17 protein-coding genes and 1 tRNA gene are annotated in these 16,913 nt (G+C 64.4%); 5 read left to right on the top strand and 13 right to left on the bottom strand.

Going from position 1 to position 16,913, the window contains the following annotated elements; all coding sequences use genetic code 11:
* The 3 genes from G3O00_RS29325 to G3O00_RS29315 all read left to right on the top strand — a co-directional run.
* Nucleotides 1-835, top strand: an 835-nt coding sequence (locus G3O00_RS29325) for an efflux RND transporter periplasmic adaptor subunit (RefSeq protein ID WP_206145117.1), incomplete at its 5' end; no start/stop codon positions are given.
* Nucleotides 828-2,243, top strand: a complete 1,416-nt coding sequence (locus G3O00_RS29320; protein ID WP_206145116.1) for an efflux transporter outer membrane subunit — start codon at nt 828-830, stop codon at nt 2,241-2,243. The genes G3O00_RS29325 and G3O00_RS29320, both read left to right, overlap by 8 nt.
* Nucleotides 2,244-2,353: 110 nt before the next feature.
* On the top strand, nt 2,354-2,605 hold the full coding sequence (locus tag G3O00_RS29315) for a DUF4148 domain-containing protein (protein WP_174933630.1): 252 nt from the start codon (nt 2,354-2,356) through the stop codon (nt 2,603-2,605).
* A gap of 73 nt (nt 2,606-2,678) precedes the next feature.
* Here G3O00_RS29315 and G3O00_RS29310 read toward each other — a convergent pair whose 3' ends face one another.
* Genes G3O00_RS29310 through G3O00_RS29300 form a run of 3 tightly spaced genes read right to left on the bottom strand, consistent with a single transcriptional unit; the run spans nt 2,679 to nt 5,441 of the window.
* Complete coding sequence (locus G3O00_RS29310; RefSeq protein ID WP_206145115.1) at nt 2,679-3,344, bottom strand: winged helix-turn-helix domain-containing protein; 666 nt, start codon at nt 3,342-3,344, stop codon at nt 2,679-2,681.
* Nucleotides 3,345-3,363: 19 nt separating this feature from the next.
* Nucleotides 3,364-4,755, bottom strand: coding sequence for a HAMP domain-containing sensor histidine kinase (locus G3O00_RS29305; protein ID WP_206145114.1), 1,392 nt, complete (start codon nt 4,753-4,755; stop codon nt 3,364-3,366).
* Nucleotides 4,756-4,766: 11 nt separating this feature from the next.
* The gene (locus tag G3O00_RS29300; protein WP_206145113.1) at nt 4,767-5,441 is read right to left on the bottom strand and encodes a response regulator transcription factor; all 675 of its coding nucleotides are present in this window, start codon (nt 5,439-5,441) and stop codon (nt 4,767-4,769) included.
* 216 nt (nt 5,442-5,657) lie between these two features.
* Between G3O00_RS29300 and G3O00_RS29295 the strand changes: the two genes are divergently transcribed.
* Nucleotides 5,658-5,957, top strand: coding sequence for a DUF4148 domain-containing protein (locus G3O00_RS29295; RefSeq protein WP_206145112.1), 300 nt, complete (start codon nt 5,658-5,660; stop codon nt 5,955-5,957).
* A gap of 108 nt (nt 5,958-6,065) precedes the next feature.
* Here the strand turns inward: G3O00_RS29295 and cyoD are convergent, their stop codons facing one another.
* From cyoD to G3O00_RS29260, 7 genes are all read right to left on the bottom strand, one after another.
* Entirely contained in the window at nt 6,066-6,398 is a 333-nt protein-coding gene (cyoD, locus tag G3O00_RS29290) for a cytochrome o ubiquinol oxidase subunit IV (RefSeq protein ID WP_011352504.1), read from the bottom strand.
* Nucleotides 6,399-7,007, bottom strand: coding sequence for a cytochrome o ubiquinol oxidase subunit III (cyoC, locus tag G3O00_RS29285; protein WP_011352505.1), 609 nt, complete (start codon nt 7,005-7,007; stop codon nt 6,399-6,401).
* Nucleotides 7,007-9,013, bottom strand: a complete 2,007-nt coding sequence (gene cyoB, locus G3O00_RS29280) for a cytochrome o ubiquinol oxidase subunit I (protein ID WP_206145111.1) — start codon at nt 9,011-9,013, stop codon at nt 7,007-7,009. The genes cyoC and cyoB overlap by 1 nt, the downstream gene beginning before the upstream one ends.
* A gap of 3 nt (nt 9,014-9,016) precedes the next feature.
* A complete protein-coding gene (cyoA, locus tag G3O00_RS29275; RefSeq protein ID WP_041492885.1) occupies nt 9,017-9,904 on the bottom strand; it encodes a ubiquinol oxidase subunit II in 888 nt (295 codons plus the stop codon).
* A gap of 275 nt (nt 9,905-10,179) precedes the next feature.
* Nucleotides 10,180-11,709, bottom strand: a complete 1,530-nt coding sequence (locus G3O00_RS29270; RefSeq protein WP_174933619.1) for an NADH-quinone oxidoreductase subunit M — start codon at nt 11,707-11,709, stop codon at nt 10,180-10,182.
* 401 nt (nt 11,710-12,110) lie between these two features.
* Nucleotides 12,111-12,305: a hypothetical protein gene (locus G3O00_RS29265; RefSeq protein WP_174933617.1), complete on the bottom strand. Its 195-nt coding sequence runs from the start codon at nt 12,303-12,305 to the stop codon at nt 12,111-12,113.
* A 166-nt stretch (nt 12,306-12,471) separates the two neighbouring features.
* Nucleotides 12,472-13,365 (bottom strand): LysR family transcriptional regulator, encoded by an 894-nt coding sequence (locus G3O00_RS29260; protein WP_174933615.1) that lies wholly within the window; start codon nt 13,363-13,365, stop codon nt 12,472-12,474.
* 82 nt (nt 13,366-13,447) lie between these two features.
* Between G3O00_RS29260 and G3O00_RS29255 the strand changes: the two genes are divergently transcribed.
* On the top strand, nt 13,448-14,653 hold the full coding sequence (locus G3O00_RS29255; protein WP_206145110.1) for an isochorismatase family protein: 1,206 nt from the start codon (nt 13,448-13,450) through the stop codon (nt 14,651-14,653).
* Nucleotides 14,654-14,907: 254 nt separating this feature from the next.
* Here the strand turns inward: G3O00_RS29255 and G3O00_RS29250 are convergent.
* The 3 genes from G3O00_RS29250 to tilS all read right to left on the bottom strand — a co-directional run.
* Nucleotides 14,908-15,001, bottom strand: a tRNA-Ser gene (locus tag G3O00_RS29250).
* Between the two features lie 110 nt (nt 15,002-15,111).
* Nucleotides 15,112-16,365 (bottom strand): aspartate kinase, encoded by a 1,254-nt coding sequence (locus G3O00_RS29245; RefSeq protein WP_011352511.1) that lies wholly within the window; start codon nt 16,363-16,365, stop codon nt 15,112-15,114.
* Between the two features lie 342 nt (nt 16,366-16,707).
* Nucleotides 16,708-16,913 (bottom strand): tRNA lysidine(34) synthetase TilS (gene tilS / locus G3O00_RS29240; protein ID WP_206145109.1); only part of this gene is annotated, 206 nt, incomplete at its 5' end.

The raw sequence follows: 16,913 nt of genomic DNA, 5'->3' as shown, positions 1-16,913 counted from the left end.
GCCCGATCTCGACCAGCAGTTGCAGCAGGCACGCGCCGACCTTCAGAGCGCGAGCGCGAACGAACGGCTTGCGGCCGTCACGGCCGCCCGCTGGGCCGAGATGCTCGCGCAGGATTCCGTCTCGCAACAGGAGGCCGACGAAAAGCGCAGCGACCTCGACGCGAAACGCGCGGCCGTCGCGGCGAGCACCGCCAACGTGCGGCGGCTCGAAGCGCTCGAATCGTTCAAGCGGCTCACCGCGCCGTTCGACGGTATCGTCACCGCCCGCAAGACCGATGTCGGCGCGCTGATCGACGCGGGCAGCGGCAACGGTACCGAACTCTTCACCGTCTCGGACGCGCGGCGGCTGCGGCTGTACGTCCATGTCCCGCAAGACGACGCGGCCGCGGTCCGCGCAGGCATGCGTGTCGCGCTGACCGTCCCCGAGCGGCCCGGCATGACGTTCGACGCCACGCTCGCGGATTCCGCGCAATCGATCGACCCGGCTTCCGGCACGCTGCTCGCGCAGTTCTCGATCGCCAACCCGGCGGGCACGCTGTTCCCGGGCGAATTCGCGCAGGTGCGGATCGCGATGCCCGGCGCCGCGCATGCGCTGACGATTCCGGCAAGCACGCTGATCTTCCGCCACGACGGGCTGCAAGTCGCCGTACTCGATGCGACCGGGCACGCGCGGCTGCACAACGTGTCGATCGCGACCGATCTCGGCACGCGCGTCGCGATCGCGTCGGGGCTCGCGGCCGGTGACCGCGTGATCGACAATCCACCCGATTCGCTCGCGGACGGCGACCCCGTGCGTCTCGCCGGCACCGCGACGACGGAGCGTGCGCATGGCTGACCGTCTGCTCGCTGTGTGGCTGGGTAGCGTCGCGCTGCTCGCCGGCTGCTCGTTCGCGCCGACCTATCGCGCGCCGGCCGTTCCCGTGCCGGCCGCGTTTCGCGAAACGGGTGCATGGGTCGACGCCGCACCGGCCGATCGCCTGCCACGTGACGGCTGGTGGCGCGTGTACGGCGACGCGACGCTCGACCGGCTCGAACCGCTCGTCGCGCGTGCGAATCCCGACCTCGCGGCCGCCGTCGCGCGGCACGATGAAGCCACCGCGCTGTTCGACGAGGCGCATGCGGCATTGCTGCCGACCGTGGGCATCGATGCAGAGACCGACCGCGACCGCCAGTCCGCGCGCCGGCCGCTGCGCGGTAGCGGCCAGCCCGACACCTATGAGTCGAACACACTCGAAGCGGGATTCGGCTACGACGTCGATCTGTGGGGCAAGGTCCGCAACACGGTCGCCGCCGGCCGCGACGACGCGCAGGCGGCCGACGACGACCTCGCATCGGTCCGGCTCAGCCTGCAGGCCGGCGTCGCCAGCACCTACTTCGACCTCGCGGGACTCGATCGTGAAGCAGACACGCTCGCGCAAACGATCGACACGTACCGCCGTGCGTGGCAGCTCACGGCCAGTCGTCATCGCGGCGGCCTCGCGTCAGGGCTCGACGTATCGCGCGCGCAAACACAGCTCGCGCTCGCCCAGGCGCGTGCGTCCGACATCGCCGCTCGTCGCGCGCTCGACGAGCATGCGATCGCGGCACTCGTCGGCGAATCCGCGTCGACGTTCTCGCTGCCGCCCGTTGCTGCGCTGCCGGGCGTGCCATCGATTCCGACCGGGCTCGCGTCGACGCTGCTCGAACGCCGGCCGGATGTCGCCGCCGCCGAACGCCGAGTCGCCGCCGCGAACGCGCAGATCGGCGTCGCACGCGCCGCGTACTTTCCCGACCTGTCGCTCGGCCTCGACGCCGGGTTCCAGAGCGATACGTTTTCGCCGTGGCTCGCCGCGCCGAACGAGATCTGGTCGATCGGGCCGCGTCTCGCGATGACGCTGTTCGACGGGGGCCGGCGTGCCGCCGGCATCCGCAACGCGCGTGCACAGTTCGACGAACAGGGCGCGCGCTATCGTGCGGTCGTGCTGCAGGCGTTCCGTGAAGTCGAGGACGATCTTGCGCAGTTGCATCGCCTCGGTGACGAATCGGGCGAGGACGACGCGGCGCTCGCCGCGGCACGGCATTCGCTTGCGCTGGCAATGTCGCGCTATCGCGACGGCGCGGTCAGCTATCTCGACGTGGTCACCGCACAGACGACCGAACTCGATACGCAGATCTCGTCGCTCGATGTCGACGCCCGCCGCCTGCAGGCATCCGTCGGACTCGTGCGCGCGCTTGGCGGCGGGTGGCACGACGCGCGTTCATGAACGTTTCTTCATCGGCACGCCGGGCGTCCGTACGAGCGCACCCGATAACGTGTTTCAGGCCGGCATCGCATCCGCGACACCGGCCCCCGACCTTCGACAAGGATCACGCCATGAAGACATTGATGTTCGCCACCGCCCTCTCCGCGCTCTGCGTCGCGCTGCCCGGCCGGGCCAGCGCAACGCCGCCCGACGCCGCCGCTGCGCCGCAAACGTACGCCGCGACCGCACCGTCGTCGTCGCAACCGGCATGGAACGCACGGCCGGCAACGCCGCTGACTCGGGCGCAGGTCTATCGCGAACTCGTCCACGCCGAACGCGACGGCCAGCTCGCGCAGCTCAACCGCGAACTCTATTCGCACTGAGCGCACGCAACCGGACATGCCGCGCGACGCGCGGCATGCCCGCCATCCGCAAGCGCGGTGTGGTACCGCGATATCACCGCCCCGCGTCGAACCTGAACCCGAATCGCGCAACCGTTTCGATACGCGCGGAAAAAGCGTGCTCGGCCAGCTTGCGCCGCAACCGCACGACCAGCGCGTTGACCGTCTCGGGCTCGACATCGGCATCGCCCCACGCATAACGCAGCACGGTATCGCGCCCGACCGGTCGCCCCGATTCGCGCAGCAGGCATTCGACGAGACGGAATTCCCGTGTGCTGAGCGCCAGCCTCCGGCCACGCTCTTCGAGTGCGCGCGTGGCAGCATCGAGCCGGACCGACTCGCGCATCGCGATGACACCCGCGCGGCGCCACAGCGCGCGCAGCCGCTCGTGCAGTTCCACGAACGAACATGGATGGACAAGGCATACGTCGCAGCCGGCCTGCAGCAGCTGTGCACGTTGCACGGCTGTCGCGCCGGCGACGATCGCGGCAATCGTCGCGCCGCCGGCCGATGCGGCGAGTCGCGGCAATGCGTCGAGGATCGCCGCGCCGGCGGCCGTGTCGGACGCAACGATAACGATGGCATCGAACCGGTCCTGCGTCGCCACGAAGCAGCCGTCGCGCCATCCGTCGACGCGCTCGACGCCATGCGTGCTCTCGCGAAACGCCTTGTCGAGCCGCGCCGCCTCCGGGTTCGGCGGGGAAATCAGCAGGATGCGCATCGATCGTTCCCCGACACCGTCATGCGAGCGAGCGCGGCCAGCATTCGACCGTGATCGCCGCACCGGCCAGGGGGGCGTCGCCGATCCTCAGCGCGAAGCCGTGCACGTGCATCACCGCCGAGACGATGCTCAACCCAAGCCCCGATCCGCTCACGTGGCGTGTGCGCTCGCCACGATAGAAGCGCTCGAGTACTGCGTCGCGTTCACCGGGCGGGATGCCGGGCCCGGTGTCTTCGAACCGCACGAGCGGCCCGCTCGGCGTCGCATGGAGGGCGACCCGCACGCGGCCGCCCGGCGGCGTGAACTTGATTGCGTTGTCCGCGAGATTGCTGAATGCCTCGAACAGCAGCGCGCGATCGCCATGAATGCGGTCGACCGATGTCGCGTCGAGTTCGAACGACACGTCGACGGCTTCGGCCAGCGGTTCATAAAGCTCGCAAACGTCGCGCAGCAAGGCCGCGACGTCGACCGCGGCAAAGCCGCCACGCCGGCTCAGCGTGCCGATCTCGGAGATACGCAGCATCGCGCGAAAACGTTCGAGCAGCCGGTCGGTCTCGTCACGCGCCGACGCCAGCAGTGCCGACGACGCCGGGTCGTCCGCGCAAAACGGCTGCTCCGCAAGCCGCGCCAGCATCGTGTGCACGCGTGCGAGCGGCGTGCGCAGATCGTGCGCGATACCGTCGCAGGTATGCCGCACCTCGCCCATCAGCCGCTCGACTTCGTCGAGCATGTGGTTCACGAGATGCGCAAGCAGGTCGAGTTCGTCGTAGCGTCCGACCGGCAGCCGCTTGCCGAGGTCGCCTTCGGCGATCTGCCGCGTGACGCGCCGGATCGCGGCGACGCGGCGCATCTGCCGCATGCCGAGCATGCTGCCGCCCGCGATGCCCGCGATCAGGATCATCACGCCGCCGATCACGAGCCCGCGAATCGCGACATCGCGGATCTGGATGAAATGCGACAGGTCGCGCGCGACCACCAGCGTCATCCCGTTGTCGCGGCGTACCGCCATCGCGCGCGTAATCGGTGCGGGCTGGCCGTCGAGCGGCTCGAGCGTGCGGTTCAGCGTGCGTCCCTGGCGATCCGTGCGCAGCACGGGCGGCGTCGCGATGTCCCCGGCTACACGGCGTCCGTTCGCGTCGAACAGCCCGTAGAAACTGGTATGCATGTGCTCGTGCTCGAGCCGCCGGTGGATCGCGAGCGGCAGCTCGGCATCGGGAACCGAATCGAAATAGATCAGTTGCCACGCGAGCACCTCGTCGGTGTCGCGCGTCATCGTGTGCGTCGCGGCCACGCTGATCACGCCCGCGAGCAGCAGCAGCGAAACCGAGAAGATCGCCGCATACGCGCACAGCCAGCGAAACGTCGTCGTGTGCCAGCGGCGCGTGAAGTTCGCCGCGCGAGCCGCATCCATCCGGGCCTCCGTCACGCGAGCATGTAGCCCGAGCCACGCACCGTCTGGATCATCGGGTTCGCGCCGGGCGGATCGATCTTCTTGCGCAACCGGCCCATGTGGACGTCGATCAGGTTGGTGCCGGGATCGAAGTGATAGCCCCACACGGTCTCGAACAGCATCGTGCGCGTGATCGTCTGGCCCGCATTGCGCATCATGAACTCGAGCACGCGGAACTCGGTCGGCAACAGCGGAATCTCGTCGCCCCCGCGACGCGCGCAGCGCGAAATGAGATCGAGCTCGAGCGCACCGACCTTCAACAGCGTCTGCTGCGGCACGCCCGACGCCTGCCGGCGACGCAGCAGCACCTCGATGCGGGCGCTCAGTTCACCGGAATCGAACGGCTTCGTCAGGTAGTCGTCGCCGCCCGCGCGCAGCCCGCGAATGCGGTCGTCGACATCGCCGAGCGCGCTCAGCATCAGCACCGGTGTGTCGATGCCGACCGTGCGCATCGCGGTGAGGATCGCGAGGCCGTCCGCACCCGGCAGCATCCGGTCGAGCGTGATCGCGTCGTACGATGCGCTCATCGCGCGCAGCATGCCTTCGCGGCCGTTGTCGATCCAGTCGACCTCGAACCCGCGCGCGGTCAGCTCGCCGACGATTTCGTTCGCGGTCACCGCATCGTCCTCGACCGTCAGTACTCGCATGGTTGCCCTCGCAATGAACGTCATGACGGGCACATACGATGCGCCCGCAACTATCGTAGACGACCCGGTTGCCGTCTTGCGTTACATGAAAATTGCTTCATCCGGCGCCGCGGCGCACGGGTGAAACATGTTTCATCCGTGCGTCACTCGCTCCGCCGTGCACGCCGCCTACGCTGACGTCATGCGGCATCGGGCCGCGAAACCAGGAGCTACCGGATGAAACTGTCGACTACCGTCGCCTGCATGCTGCTCGCATGCGCCAGCACCGCCGCATTCGCGGCACCTCACCTGACACCGCAGGAGTGCAACGCCTATCCGTTCGTCCACACCGGCCATGACGTCACGCATGCGGACCTCGTGCGCGAGCTGACCGAACTCGAACAGGTCGGCTACGAGCCGGCACACGCGAGCCCGTACTACCCCGACGATCTCGACGGTGCGAAACAGCGGCTCGCCGCCGAATACCGCACCGACTGCACGCATGCACTGACCGCCGATGCAGGCACCCGGCACTGATCCCGCTGCCCGGCGCAACGCGGCCGGGAAAAACAAAAAGGCGGCACTCGCGTGCCGCCTTTTTTTCATGAACGCGCATGGATTTCGACCGCTGCGCTTTGCTGCCGCTCAGCGCGACATCATGTTCATGCTGACGTTGTGCATCACCCACAGCGTGCCGACGATCAGGATCGCCGCGGTCAGCACCGTGTAGCTGAACGCCATCACGTTCCAGCGCTGGCCCGACGAGCCGTTCATGTGCAGGAAGTACACGAGGTGCACGACGATCTGCACGAACGCGAGCACGGCAAGCGCAATCAGCGACGCGTGCGGCGACAGCACGCCGCCCATCACGAGGCCGAACGACGCGGCCGTGAGCAGCACCGACAGGATGAAACCGGCGACGTAGCCGCCGACACTGCCGTGCCCTTCTTCGAGTTGAGACGAATGCGAATGGGCCATTTAGATCACGCTCGCGAGATAGACAAAGGAAAACACGCAGATCCACACGATGTCGAGGAAGTGCCAGAAGAGGCTCAGGCACGTCAGGCGTCGCAGGTCGCGATCGGTCAGGTCGCCGCCGCGGAACACGATCTGCCCGGCGAGCACGATCATCCACAGCAGCCCGGCCGTCACGTGCAGCCCGTGCGTGCCGACCAGCGTGAAGAACGCCGACAGGAACGCGCTGCGCTGCGGGCCTGCGCCCTCCGCGATCAGGTGCGAGAACTCGCGCAGTTCCATCACGAGAAACGCCGCGCCGAGCACGAACGTCACCGCGAGCCAGGCGAGCAGCGCGCCGCGCCGCTGCTTGTACGCAGCGAGCATCGCGAAACCGTACGTGATGCTCGACAGCAGCAGCGCGGCGGTTTCCACCGCGACGCCCGGAATGTCGAACAGGTCTTTCGCGGTCGGCCCACCCGCATGCTGCTGGCCGAGCACCGCGAACGTCGCGAACAGCGCCGCAAAGATCACGCAGTCGGTCATCAGGTACAGCCAGAACCCGAACACCGAATGCGACGGCGGATGGTCGTCGTGCTCGAGCAGGGTTGCGCTCAAGGTTTTCTGCAACATCAGTTGGCCTCCAGTTCCACGTCGTCGACGCGCGCGGCCACGCGCTGCGTCGGCTGCTTGTCTTCGATCTTCCGCACCGTCGACGCGGGGATGTAATACCCGTCGTTATCGCGCGAGCTGTAGATCACGAGCGTCGCGACGATTCCGACGAGCCCGCCGATCGCCATCCACCAGATGTGCCACACCAGCGCGAAGCCGAGCACCAGGCTGAAGATCGCGACCACGAGGCCCGCGCAGGTATTCGACGGCATGTGGATGTCGCGAATCGCTGCCGGATTCGGCCGGCCTTCGCCGCGTGCCTTCATGTCCGCATACGCGTCGAGCGTGCGCACTTGCGGGATCACCGCGAAGTTGTAATCGGCCGGCGGCGACGAGGTCGCCCATTCCAGCGTGCGGCCACCCCACGGATCGCCCGTCGTGTCGCGGTACTCGGGCAGGTTGCGGTTGCGGATGCTGACCACCAGTTGCAGCAGCTGGCATGCAATGCCGATCGCGATCAGCACGGCGCCGAATGCGGCGACCAGCAGCCACGGATGCCAGGCCGGGTTGTCGTAATGGTTGATCCGGCGCGTCATGCCCATGAAGCCGAGCACGTAGAGCGGCACGAATGCAACGTAGAAACCGATCTGCCAGAACCAGAACGCCGCCTTGCCGAGCTTCTCGTTCAGCTTGAAGCCGAACGCCTTCGGGAACCAGTAGTTGAAGCCCGCGAGATAGCCGAACAGCACGCCGCCGATGATCACGTTGTGGAAGTGAGCAATCAGGAACAGGCTGTTGTGCAGCACGAAGTCCGCACCCGGAATCGCCATCATCACGCCGGTCATGCCGCCGAGCGTGAACGTGACCATGAAGCCGATCGTCCACAGCACGGGCGTCGTGAATTCGATCCGGCCGCGATACATCGTGAACAGCCAGTTGAACACCTTCACGCCGGTCGGGATCGCGATGATCATCGTCATGATGCCGAAGAACGCGTTCACGTTCGCACCCGAGCCCATCGTGAAGAAGTGATGCAGCCACACGAGGAACGACAGCACCATGATCGCGCAGGTCGCGTACACCATCGTCTTGTAGCCGAACAGCGGCTTCTTCGCGAACGTCGAGATGACTTCCGAGAAAATGCCGAATGCCGGCAGGATCAGGATGTACACCTCCGGGTGACCCCATGCCCAGATCAGGTTCAGGTACAGCATCGCGTTGCCGCCGGCTTCGTTCGTGAAGAAGTGCATGCCGAGGTAACGGTCGAGGCCGAGCAGCGCAAGCGTCGCGGTCAGGATCGGGAACGACGCCATGATCAGCACGTTCGTGCAGAGCGCGGTCCAGGTGAACACCGGCATCTTCATCAGCGTCATGCCCGGCGCGCGCATCTTGATGATCGTCACGAAGAAGTTCACGCCCGTCAGCAGCGTGCCGACGCCCGAGATCTGCAGCGCCCACAAGTAGTAGTCGACCCCTACCCCCGGACTGAACTGCAGCTCCGACAACGGCGGATACGCGAGCCAGCCCGTCTGCGCGAATTCGCCGATCACGAGCGAGACGTTGATCAGGATTGCGCTGACCGCCGTCATCCAGAACGACAGCGAGTTGATGAACGGGAATGCGACGTCGCGCGCACCGATCTGCAGCGGCACGATCAGGTTCATCAGGCCGACCATGAACACCATCGCCATGAAGAAGATCATGATCACGCCGTGTGCCGTGAAGACCTGGTCATAGTGGTGCGGCGGCAGGTAGCCGGGCCCGTTGTACGAGAGCGCGAGCTGCATGCGCATCATGATCGCGTCCGCGAAGCCGCGCAGCAGCATGATCAGCGCGACGATGATGTACATCACGCCGAGTTTCTTGTGGTCGACCGTGGTCAGCCATTGCGTCCACAGCCATTTCCACCGGCCGGTGATCGTCAGCGCGGCGAGAATGCCCAGCACGACCAGCCCCATGAAGGCACCGGCCCCCATGATGATGGGCTGATCGAACGGGATCGCCGAGAGTGTGAGTTTGCCGAACATGCGTTACCCCTTCGTGCCGCAGGCGGCGTCCTTCAGGTCGAGGACGTGGCCATCGTTGTATTTCGCGATGATGTTGTGGAAGAGCCGTGGGTCGACCGACGAGAAGTAGCGCACGGGCGCCTTCTCGCTCGGCTGCGCGACGGTGCCGTACACGGTCGCGTCGAGCCGGTCCGGCGACGCCTTCACCTTCTGCACCCATGCATCGAACTGTTCGCGCGGCTCGGCGAGCGTGCGGAACTTCATGTCGGAGAAGCCGCGGCCGCTGAAGTTGGCGGACGTGCCCGCATAGTTGCCGGCCTCGTCGGCGATCAGGTGCAGACGCGTCTGCATGCCGGCCATCGCGTAGACCTGGCCGCCGAGCTGCGGGATGAAGAACGAGTTCATCACCGAATCCGACGTGATGCGGAAGTTCACCGGCGTGCCGACCGGAATCGCGAGCTGGTTCACCGACGCGATGCCGAGTTCCGGATAGATGAACAGCCACTTCCAGTCGAGTGCGACGACCTCGACATCGATCGGCTTCACCGACGACTCGAGCGGCTTGTACGGGTCGAGCTCGTGCGTGGTCTTCCACGTGAGCACGCCGAGGAACAGGATGATCAGCGTCGGCACCGTCCAGATCACGACCTCGATCGCAGTCGAGTGCGACCAGTTCGGCGCGTAGGTGGCGTTGCGGTTCGACGCGCGGTAACGCCACGCGAACCACAGCGTGAGCAGGATCACCGGCACGACGACGATCAGCATCGCCCAGGTGGACGTCGCGATCAGCGCCTTTTCGGCAGCACCCACGCTTCCTTTCGGATTTAGTACATCTAAATTACAGCCTGACAGGCTCAAAGCCGCGCCGATCGACATCAGCGCCACTCCGCCTTTAGAAGCTTTTCTTTTCATCACACAGCCCGAGGGTCATTGAATCCGTTTGCGTATGCCCGATGCGCATTCGATCCACGAAAGTGGCCGAATCATACGTCGCGCGAGTGCGATGAAAAACCAGCTAATGCGGAAAATCATCATTGCAGAATCTGCTGTGAGACAGATTGTCGCGGGGCAATTTCACGCAGCCGAAAGCCGGCCCGGCGCTGCCTGCGCCGGACCGCGATCGAATCGATGCGTGTGCAACGACCGCACCGCCATGCGATGCGCCCCGCTCGCGCGACGTGCTGCGATCAGCCGCGCGTCGATGCCATGTACGACGGCTGCGGCTGCGCCGGGCCGTCCCCTGTCGGCAGCTTCGAATGGCTTGCGTCTTCGATCAGCCGTCCGACGGTCGGATCGATCGCGTCGGTGAACGGCTTCGGATAGACGCCGACCATCACCACGACCAGCGCGAGCGACGCGAACATCACGATCTCGCGACGGTTCAGGTCGGCGAGCTTCGCGATCCGCTGGCTCGCGACCTTGCCGAACACGACGCGCTTGAGCATCCACAGCGTGTACGACGCGCTGAGGATCAGCGTCAGCGCCGCGATGGCGCCGATCCAGAAGTTGAAGCGGATCGCGCCCATGATGACCATGAACTCGCCGACGAACCCCGACGTGCCCGGCAGGCCGACGTTGGCCATCGCGAACAGCACCGTGAAGGTCGCGAAACGCGGCATCACGCCCGCGACGCCACCGTAAGCGGCAATCTCGCGCTGCTTCGTGCGATCGACGAGCACGTTCACGCACAACAGCATCGCGCCCGCGACGAAGCCATACGACACGAGCTGCACGATCGCGCCTTCGACGCCGATCCGGTTGAACAGGAACAGCCCGAGCGTGACGATCCCCATGTGCGCGACCGTCGAATACGCGAGCAGCTTGCCGAGATCGGTCTGCGCGAGCGCGATCAGGCTCGCATAGACGATCGCGAACAGCGACAGCGCAATCACGGCCGGCGCGAAGAAGTGGCTCGCATCGGGCGTGATCGGCAGCGCGAAGCGCAGGAACCCGTAGCCGCCGAGCTTGAGCATCGCGAGCATCAGCGCGGCGCCGGTCGGGCCGTCGGTATAGACGTCGCTCAGCCAAGTGTGGACCGGCCACATCGGCACCTTGACCGCGAATGCGGCGAAGAAACCGAGGAACACCAGCAACTGCGGCGCGAAGCCGAGCTGCAGCGTGCGCCATACGGCCATGTCGAACGTATGCGACTGCGCGTACAGGTACAGCATCGCCATCAGCAGCATCAGCGAGCCGGCGAACGAGATGAAGAAGAACTTCACGGCCGCGTACACGCGACGCTCTCGCCCCCACGTGCCGATCAGCAGGTATAGCGGGATCAGCGTCGCCTCGAAGAAGATGAAGAACAGCAGCCCGTCCTGTGCGACGAACACGCCGACCATCAGCCCCGACAGGATCAGGAACGACGCGTAGTACTGCGCGACGCGCACCGTGACCGACTCCCACGACGCCACCACTACCACGAGCGTCGTGAACGCGGTCAGCACGACGAGCCACAGCGACGCGCCGTCGATGCCGACCCGCCATCCGGAATTGAATGCTGCCAGCCAGTTGCGGCTTTCGACGAACTGCATCGCGGCAGAGTGCGCATCGAAACCGGCAACCAGCGGCACGACTGCCGCAAGCCCCACCAGCGCACCGACGAGCGCGATCAGCCGCGTTCGGCGTGGATGATGGTCGGAACCGGCGCGCAGCAGGCACGCGCCGAACAGGATCGGAGCCCAGATGGCCAGGCTCAGGAAGGGGAAATCATGCATGTCAACAAGGCCTTGATGAAGTCGCGCACTGCATCGGGGACAGGCGAGACGAAAGGAACGAAATCGAATCGACAGATAGATTTCGTGAATCGCCAGTGTTGGCAAAATGTAAAGCGGCATCACCGGAAAACTTGACGCCGCTCAAACGCGATCGGGTTAACCAGCATAAGGCGATTGATTATTTTCTGCATCGCAGCAGAGCATTGATTTTTGCCTCCGCCCTATGCTGCTGATTTTTATGAGTAATTTTTTGTATTGCTTGGCGACGTCAATCGCAAAAATCGATGCAGTGCCGCATTTTTGACGTTGATGGGCCATTCTGGAGGGTCGGAACGAGCTAATTTACGCCTGCCGAGACAGCGAATATGCGGCACTCAATCCTTACAACATGCCTTTCATTTTTATTTCATTTCGCCTGACACGATGCAGGTCGAGAGAATGGTCGCTCCGCCCGCATCCGGCGCTTTCCCAACCGCGATCATTGATGACTCAGGTAGCCCCATATGCGCCGCGCCACCATGCGATGGAGTTCGTGTGTCACGGGAAAATGGCGAAGCGAGCGTCATCGCATCGACGATATTGCGCTCGTCAATCATGTCGTTTGCGGCGGTCAGATCCGACCTCGACGCCGGCGACGTGACGATCGCCTCACGTCACCACGCGCAACATCCTGCGGTGTGTGCGGGTCGAGTACGAGTAGCAAGCAATGCGTTCTGCGCCATCGCGACAAGCGGCGCGATGACTTTGAATCCCGCATCAGCCCTACAGCCGCTCGCCAAGCGCCAACAGGAAGTCGGCGGCAAGCCTGGTGCGTGCGGAGGCTTGCCGCGCTTTCTCATAGACCACCGACAACGGGGCGCCAATGCTCTTGAAGTCGCTCAGGACGGGAACAAGTCGCCCCGCGGCCAACGACGGCGCCACGACATAATGCGGGGCTTGCAAGATACCGCCCCCGGCTTCCGACAGCGCCAGGAGCGCCGACACATGGTCGCTGGCCAACGGCCCCACGGGAAAGTGGCTGTACTGATCCCCGCCACGGACGAACATCCAATCTCGGAACTGTCCGCTGTTGACCATCACATAACGCAGACAGGTATGGTTGACCAGGTCGTCCGGCGTATCGGGCACACCCCGCGACTGCAGGTATGCAGGCGAAGCGACCGTCACAAAGCGATGAGCGGGCAACGGGCGAGCCACCAGCCGGGAGTCAGGCACTTCCCCCAGCATCACGGCCAGGTCGAAACGCTCGGCCGTCATGTCGACGTGACGATCCGTCAGTGCGAGTTCGATATCCAGACCGGGATGCGCGCCCAGCCAATCACCAAGCGCAGGCGCCAGCACATACTGGCCGAAACTCACGGGGACGCAGAGCCGCAACTTGCCCCGCCATGGTTGCGACGCCCCCGCAAGCCTGCTTCGAGCGTCCTCGATGTCCGTCATTCCCTGGCGGCAGACCGCGAAAAACAATTCGCCATCTCCGGTCAAGGTGATCTGCCGCGGCGAACGGTGAAACAGCCGAACCCCCAGTTCGGCTTCCAGACGTGCTACCGCCTTGCTCACGGCTGAAGGGCTAAGCTGAAGCAACCGTGCCGCACGCGTGAAATTGCCGGCCTCGGCAGCACGGACAAAGGTGCTGATATCGGTAAATGGATCCACTCGACCATTCCTTCAATTCACAGTAAGTCTGAATTTCAACGCCTTATCGTGACACGGGTTCGCCCATATAGTCGAACCCTCATTGATTGAAGAGGGGGTCGAGATGTTGAAATTCACGCAAAGCCGGTTCTCGCGACTGTTCTTGTTGTCCGCCATGGCAACCGGCGCCAGTGAGGCAGCGCCTCCCTCGTCGCAAGCTGAAGTCAGCGTTGCCGCAGTTGCACGCGAACCGATTGCGAACGTGCCGGACGACGATCGATCTGCGCTGCTCATGATCGAGTTTGTCAATGAATGGCTTGCTCCGGAAGGCAAGTTGAGACGGCTGATCGAGGATGAGCATCAGTTCTCTCAGTCGCAGGAGGCCGCCAGGCTGGCGCTGGCGGCTGCGCGTCAAGCGGGCATGCCCGTGATTCACGCGACGCTGCAGATGTCTTCGGACTACCGAGAGTTGGGGCGGGCTCGATTCGGTCTGCGTGGCGCAATTCAAAAGGCCGGCACCTGGCAGAAGCAAGAGAGTGGTTGGCAGTTCCATGGGCCGTTTGCGCCGCTTGAAAATGAATTCGTTGTCAGCGGACGGGCAGGCGCCAGTGCTTTTTCCGCTTCCGATCTGGACAACTATCTGCGCGGCCAAGGCATCACGCGGCTGTACCTCGCGGGTTATGCCACCCACGTATGCATTGAGTCGACACTGCGCGCCGCGCACGATCTAGGCTATGAACCGGTCGTGCTGAGCGATGCCACCGCGGCGTTCACCGACCAGCAGCAACAACACGTGTTGAATGAGGTCGTCCATCATTTCGGCTGGGCCATGCCGACTCGCATCTTCGTCGACAGCATGTCGTCCACGAGCAAGATCACCAACATACCGGAAGCCTCGCCCGCTGCACCGCCGGCAGAGCCTGCGGAAACGATGCGAACGCTGACGGCCCCTGGACAGGACATTCCTGGCATTTCTGGCGCCGTCGTTGTAAAGGGCGATCTGGCGTTACTCAGTGGACATGTCCCGGTCGCTGCCGACGGAAGCGTTGCTCCCACGCTGGAAGATCAGTTGGAGCAAGCCTTCCAGAACCTGGATAGCACATTGCATCATGCGGGTAGTTCGCTCGACCAGATTGCCCGCATGACCCTGTACGTGCGCGACTACCGCCCTGAGCAGCTCGGCACCATTCGTACGGTTCGCGATCGCTGGCTCAAAGGGCATGCGCCAGCCAGTGCGCTCATTGGCGTTGCGTCGCTGTTTCGGCCGGAGGTCCTGGTGGAAATCGACGCTATCGCGGTAATGCGCTGAACTGGAACCATCAATCCCCTCCCCTTGGCAACGATTGAACGCCTGGTGTTCAGGGACAAACGCCTCTCGCGTCGCTCATCAGCGATAGCGTACTGGTAACGGTGTAGATTCCGTGGCGCGACAGGGCGATGCGAACAGGCCGCTGCATTGGCTCTCTTCGAATGAAGAGGCGCACCAGTGATGTGGCACGGCAAGCGCCCGAAAAAGAAAAAGCCCCGCAAGTCCGAGAACTTGCGGGGCTTTGTCACCGCTTTTGGCGGAGACGGAGGGATTCGAACCCTCGATCCAGGTTTTGGCCCAGATGCTCCCTTAGCAGGGGAGTGCCTTCGACCTCTCGGCCACGTCTCCCAAACTTTCGCTCGCACCAGGGAGGCAGTGCGACGAGAACGAAATAATATAGGGTTTCGAACCGCACGTCAATTTCCGTGATGCATTTTCTTCAACGCATCACGAAAAATTCACGATGCCTGGTCGAGTTCGAATGCCTTGTGCAGCGCGCGGACGGCCAGCTCCATGTATTTCTCGTCGATCAGCACCGAAATCTTGATTTCGGACGTCGAGATCATCTGGATGTTGATGCCCTCTTCCGACAGCGTGCGGAACATCTTGCTCGCGACGCCCACGTGCGAACGCATGCCGACGCCGACGACCGATACCTTCGACACCTTCGGGTCGCCCTGCACCTGCTCGGCGTTCACGTGGCCCTTCACCTGGTTGGTGAGGATGTCCATCGCCTTCTGATAGTCGCCACGGCCGACCGTGAACGTGAAGTCGGTCTTGCCCTGGACGCTCTGGTTCTGGATGATCATGTCGACGTCGACGTTCGCATCCGCGACCGGGCCGAGGATCTGATATGCGATGCCCGGCTTGTCGGGCACGCCCATCACAGCAATGCGTGCTTCGTCGCGCTGGAACGCGATGCCGGAAATGACTGCCTTTTCCATGGTCTCGTCTTCTTCAAAAGTAATCAGGGTGCCCGAGCGCATTTCTTCGTCGAGCGCAATCAGCGGATCGGTCAGGCTCGACAGCACACGCGTCTTCACCTGGAATTTGCCGGCGAATTCGACCGAGCGGATCTGCAGGACCTTCGAGCCGAGGCTGGCCATTTCCAGCATTTCCTCGAACGTCACGCGATCGAGGCGTCGCGCCTCTTCGACAACGCGCGGATCGGTCGTGTAGACGCCGTCGACGTCCGTATAGATCAGGCACTCTTCGGCACCCAGCGCAGCCGCGACCGCCACCGCCGACGTATCCGAGCCGCCACGGCCCAGCGTCGTGATGTGACCGTCCGGATCGACGCCCTGGAAGCCCGTGATGATCACGACCTTGCCTGCGTTCAGATCAGCCTTCACGCGCTCGTCGTCGATCGAGTGAATGCGCGCTTTCGTGAACGCGCTGTCGGTCTTGATCGGCACTTGCCAGCCGGCGTAGCTCACGGCCTCGACGCCGATTTCCTGCAGCGCGATCGACAGCAGGCCGACGCTGACCTGCTCGCCGGTCGACGCGATCATGTCGAGCTCGCGCGGGCTCGGCTGGCTCGAAATCTCTTTCGCAAGACCGAGCAGACGGTTGGTTTCGCCGGACATCGCCGAAGGCACGACCACCATCTGGTGCCCGGCCTGATGCCATTTTGCGACGCGTTTCGCGACGTTCTTGATGCGCTCGACCGAGCCCATCGAAGTGCCGCCGTATTTGTGTACGATGAGTGCCATTGTCGTTCTGAACTGGAGGAGAAACCGCACGGGCGCGCTGGGCAGGCCGCGTAGCCGTTCGGTCACGCGGCTTGTGGCTGTGGACGGACGACGAGGGGGGCGGCTGGGACGCAACACGCAAGCGTGACGGATTTTGCCCGGAAGGCCGATCAGGCCGCGCAAACCGGGTACGTCACGCGGAAAACCTGCACAAATCGCTCAAAAATCGAGCCGAGCAAACGACCGAGCGTACCCGATAGAGGCCCGCTTGACAAGCCGCTCGCGGCGTCCGGGGCCGTTCCGGCGCTGTTTACCAAATGGTGAAAATGCGCGCGCCATCGCGCCGCCATCAGCCTGCCGCCGTCATGCGATCAGCAGGTCCGGACGCCACTCGATCCGGCGCCATGCGCCATCACCGGGCACCCCGCCGTCGGACAGGCCGGCATCGCGATTCACGCCAAGGCGCGGCACGTAGATCAGCGAGTCACCAGCGAACAGCAGCGGCACGTCGCGTTGCCAGGCCGGCACGCCACGCTCCTGGAACAGGTTCTTCAGCGTACGGCCCGGGA

The organism is Burkholderia sp. Ac-20384 (assembly GCF_017104605.1).
GTDB lineage: Bacteria > Pseudomonadota > Gammaproteobacteria > Burkholderiales > Burkholderiaceae > Burkholderia > Burkholderia lata.
Note: the sequence above shows the minus strand (reverse complement) of the source record. Positions and strands in the feature narration are given on the sequence as shown.

What these genes read in the sequence shown, in the direction of transcription:
- G3O00_RS29295 (WP_206145112.1), top strand. Translation starts at nt 5,658, where the DNA reads ATGAAACTGTCGACTACCGTCGCCTGCATGCTGCTCGCATGCGCCAGC.
- cyoD (WP_011352504.1), bottom strand. Translation starts at nt 6,398, where the DNA reads ATGGCCCATTCGCATTCGTCTCAACTCGAAGAAGGGCACGGCAGTGTC.
- G3O00_RS29320 (WP_206145116.1), top strand. Translation starts at nt 828, where the DNA reads ATGGCTGACCGTCTGCTCGCTGTGTGGCTGGGTAGCGTCGCGCTGCTC.
- G3O00_RS29315 (WP_174933630.1), top strand. Translation starts at nt 2,354, where the DNA reads ATGAAGACATTGATGTTCGCCACCGCCCTCTCCGCGCTCTGCGTCGCG.
- G3O00_RS29245 (WP_011352511.1), bottom strand. Translation starts at nt 16,365, where the DNA reads ATGGCACTCATCGTACACAAATACGGCGGCACTTCGATGGGCTCGGTC.
- G3O00_RS29270 (WP_174933619.1), bottom strand. Translation starts at nt 11,709, where the DNA reads ATGCATGATTTCCCCTTCCTGAGCCTGGCCATCTGGGCTCCGATCCTG.
- G3O00_RS29300 (WP_206145113.1), bottom strand. Translation starts at nt 5,441, where the DNA reads ATGCGAGTACTGACGGTCGAGGACGATGCGGTGACCGCGAACGAAATC.
- G3O00_RS29305 (WP_206145114.1), bottom strand. Translation starts at nt 4,755, where the DNA reads ATGGATGCGGCTCGCGCGGCGAACTTCACGCGCCGCTGGCACACGACG.
- cyoB (WP_206145111.1), bottom strand. Translation starts at nt 9,013, where the DNA reads ATGTTCGGCAAACTCACACTCTCGGCGATCCCGTTCGATCAGCCCATC.
- cyoA (WP_041492885.1), bottom strand. Translation starts at nt 9,904, where the DNA reads ATGAAAAGAAAAGCTTCTAAAGGCGGAGTGGCGCTGATGTCGATCGGC.
- G3O00_RS29310 (WP_206145115.1), bottom strand. Translation starts at nt 3,344, where the DNA reads ATGCGCATCCTGCTGATTTCCCCGCCGAACCCGGAGGCGGCGCGGCTC.
- G3O00_RS29265 (WP_174933617.1), bottom strand. Translation starts at nt 12,305, where the DNA reads ATGATTGACGAGCGCAATATCGTCGATGCGATGACGCTCGCTTCGCCA.
- cyoC (WP_011352505.1), bottom strand. Translation starts at nt 7,007, where the DNA reads ATGTTGCAGAAAACCTTGAGCGCAACCCTGCTCGAGCACGACGACCAT.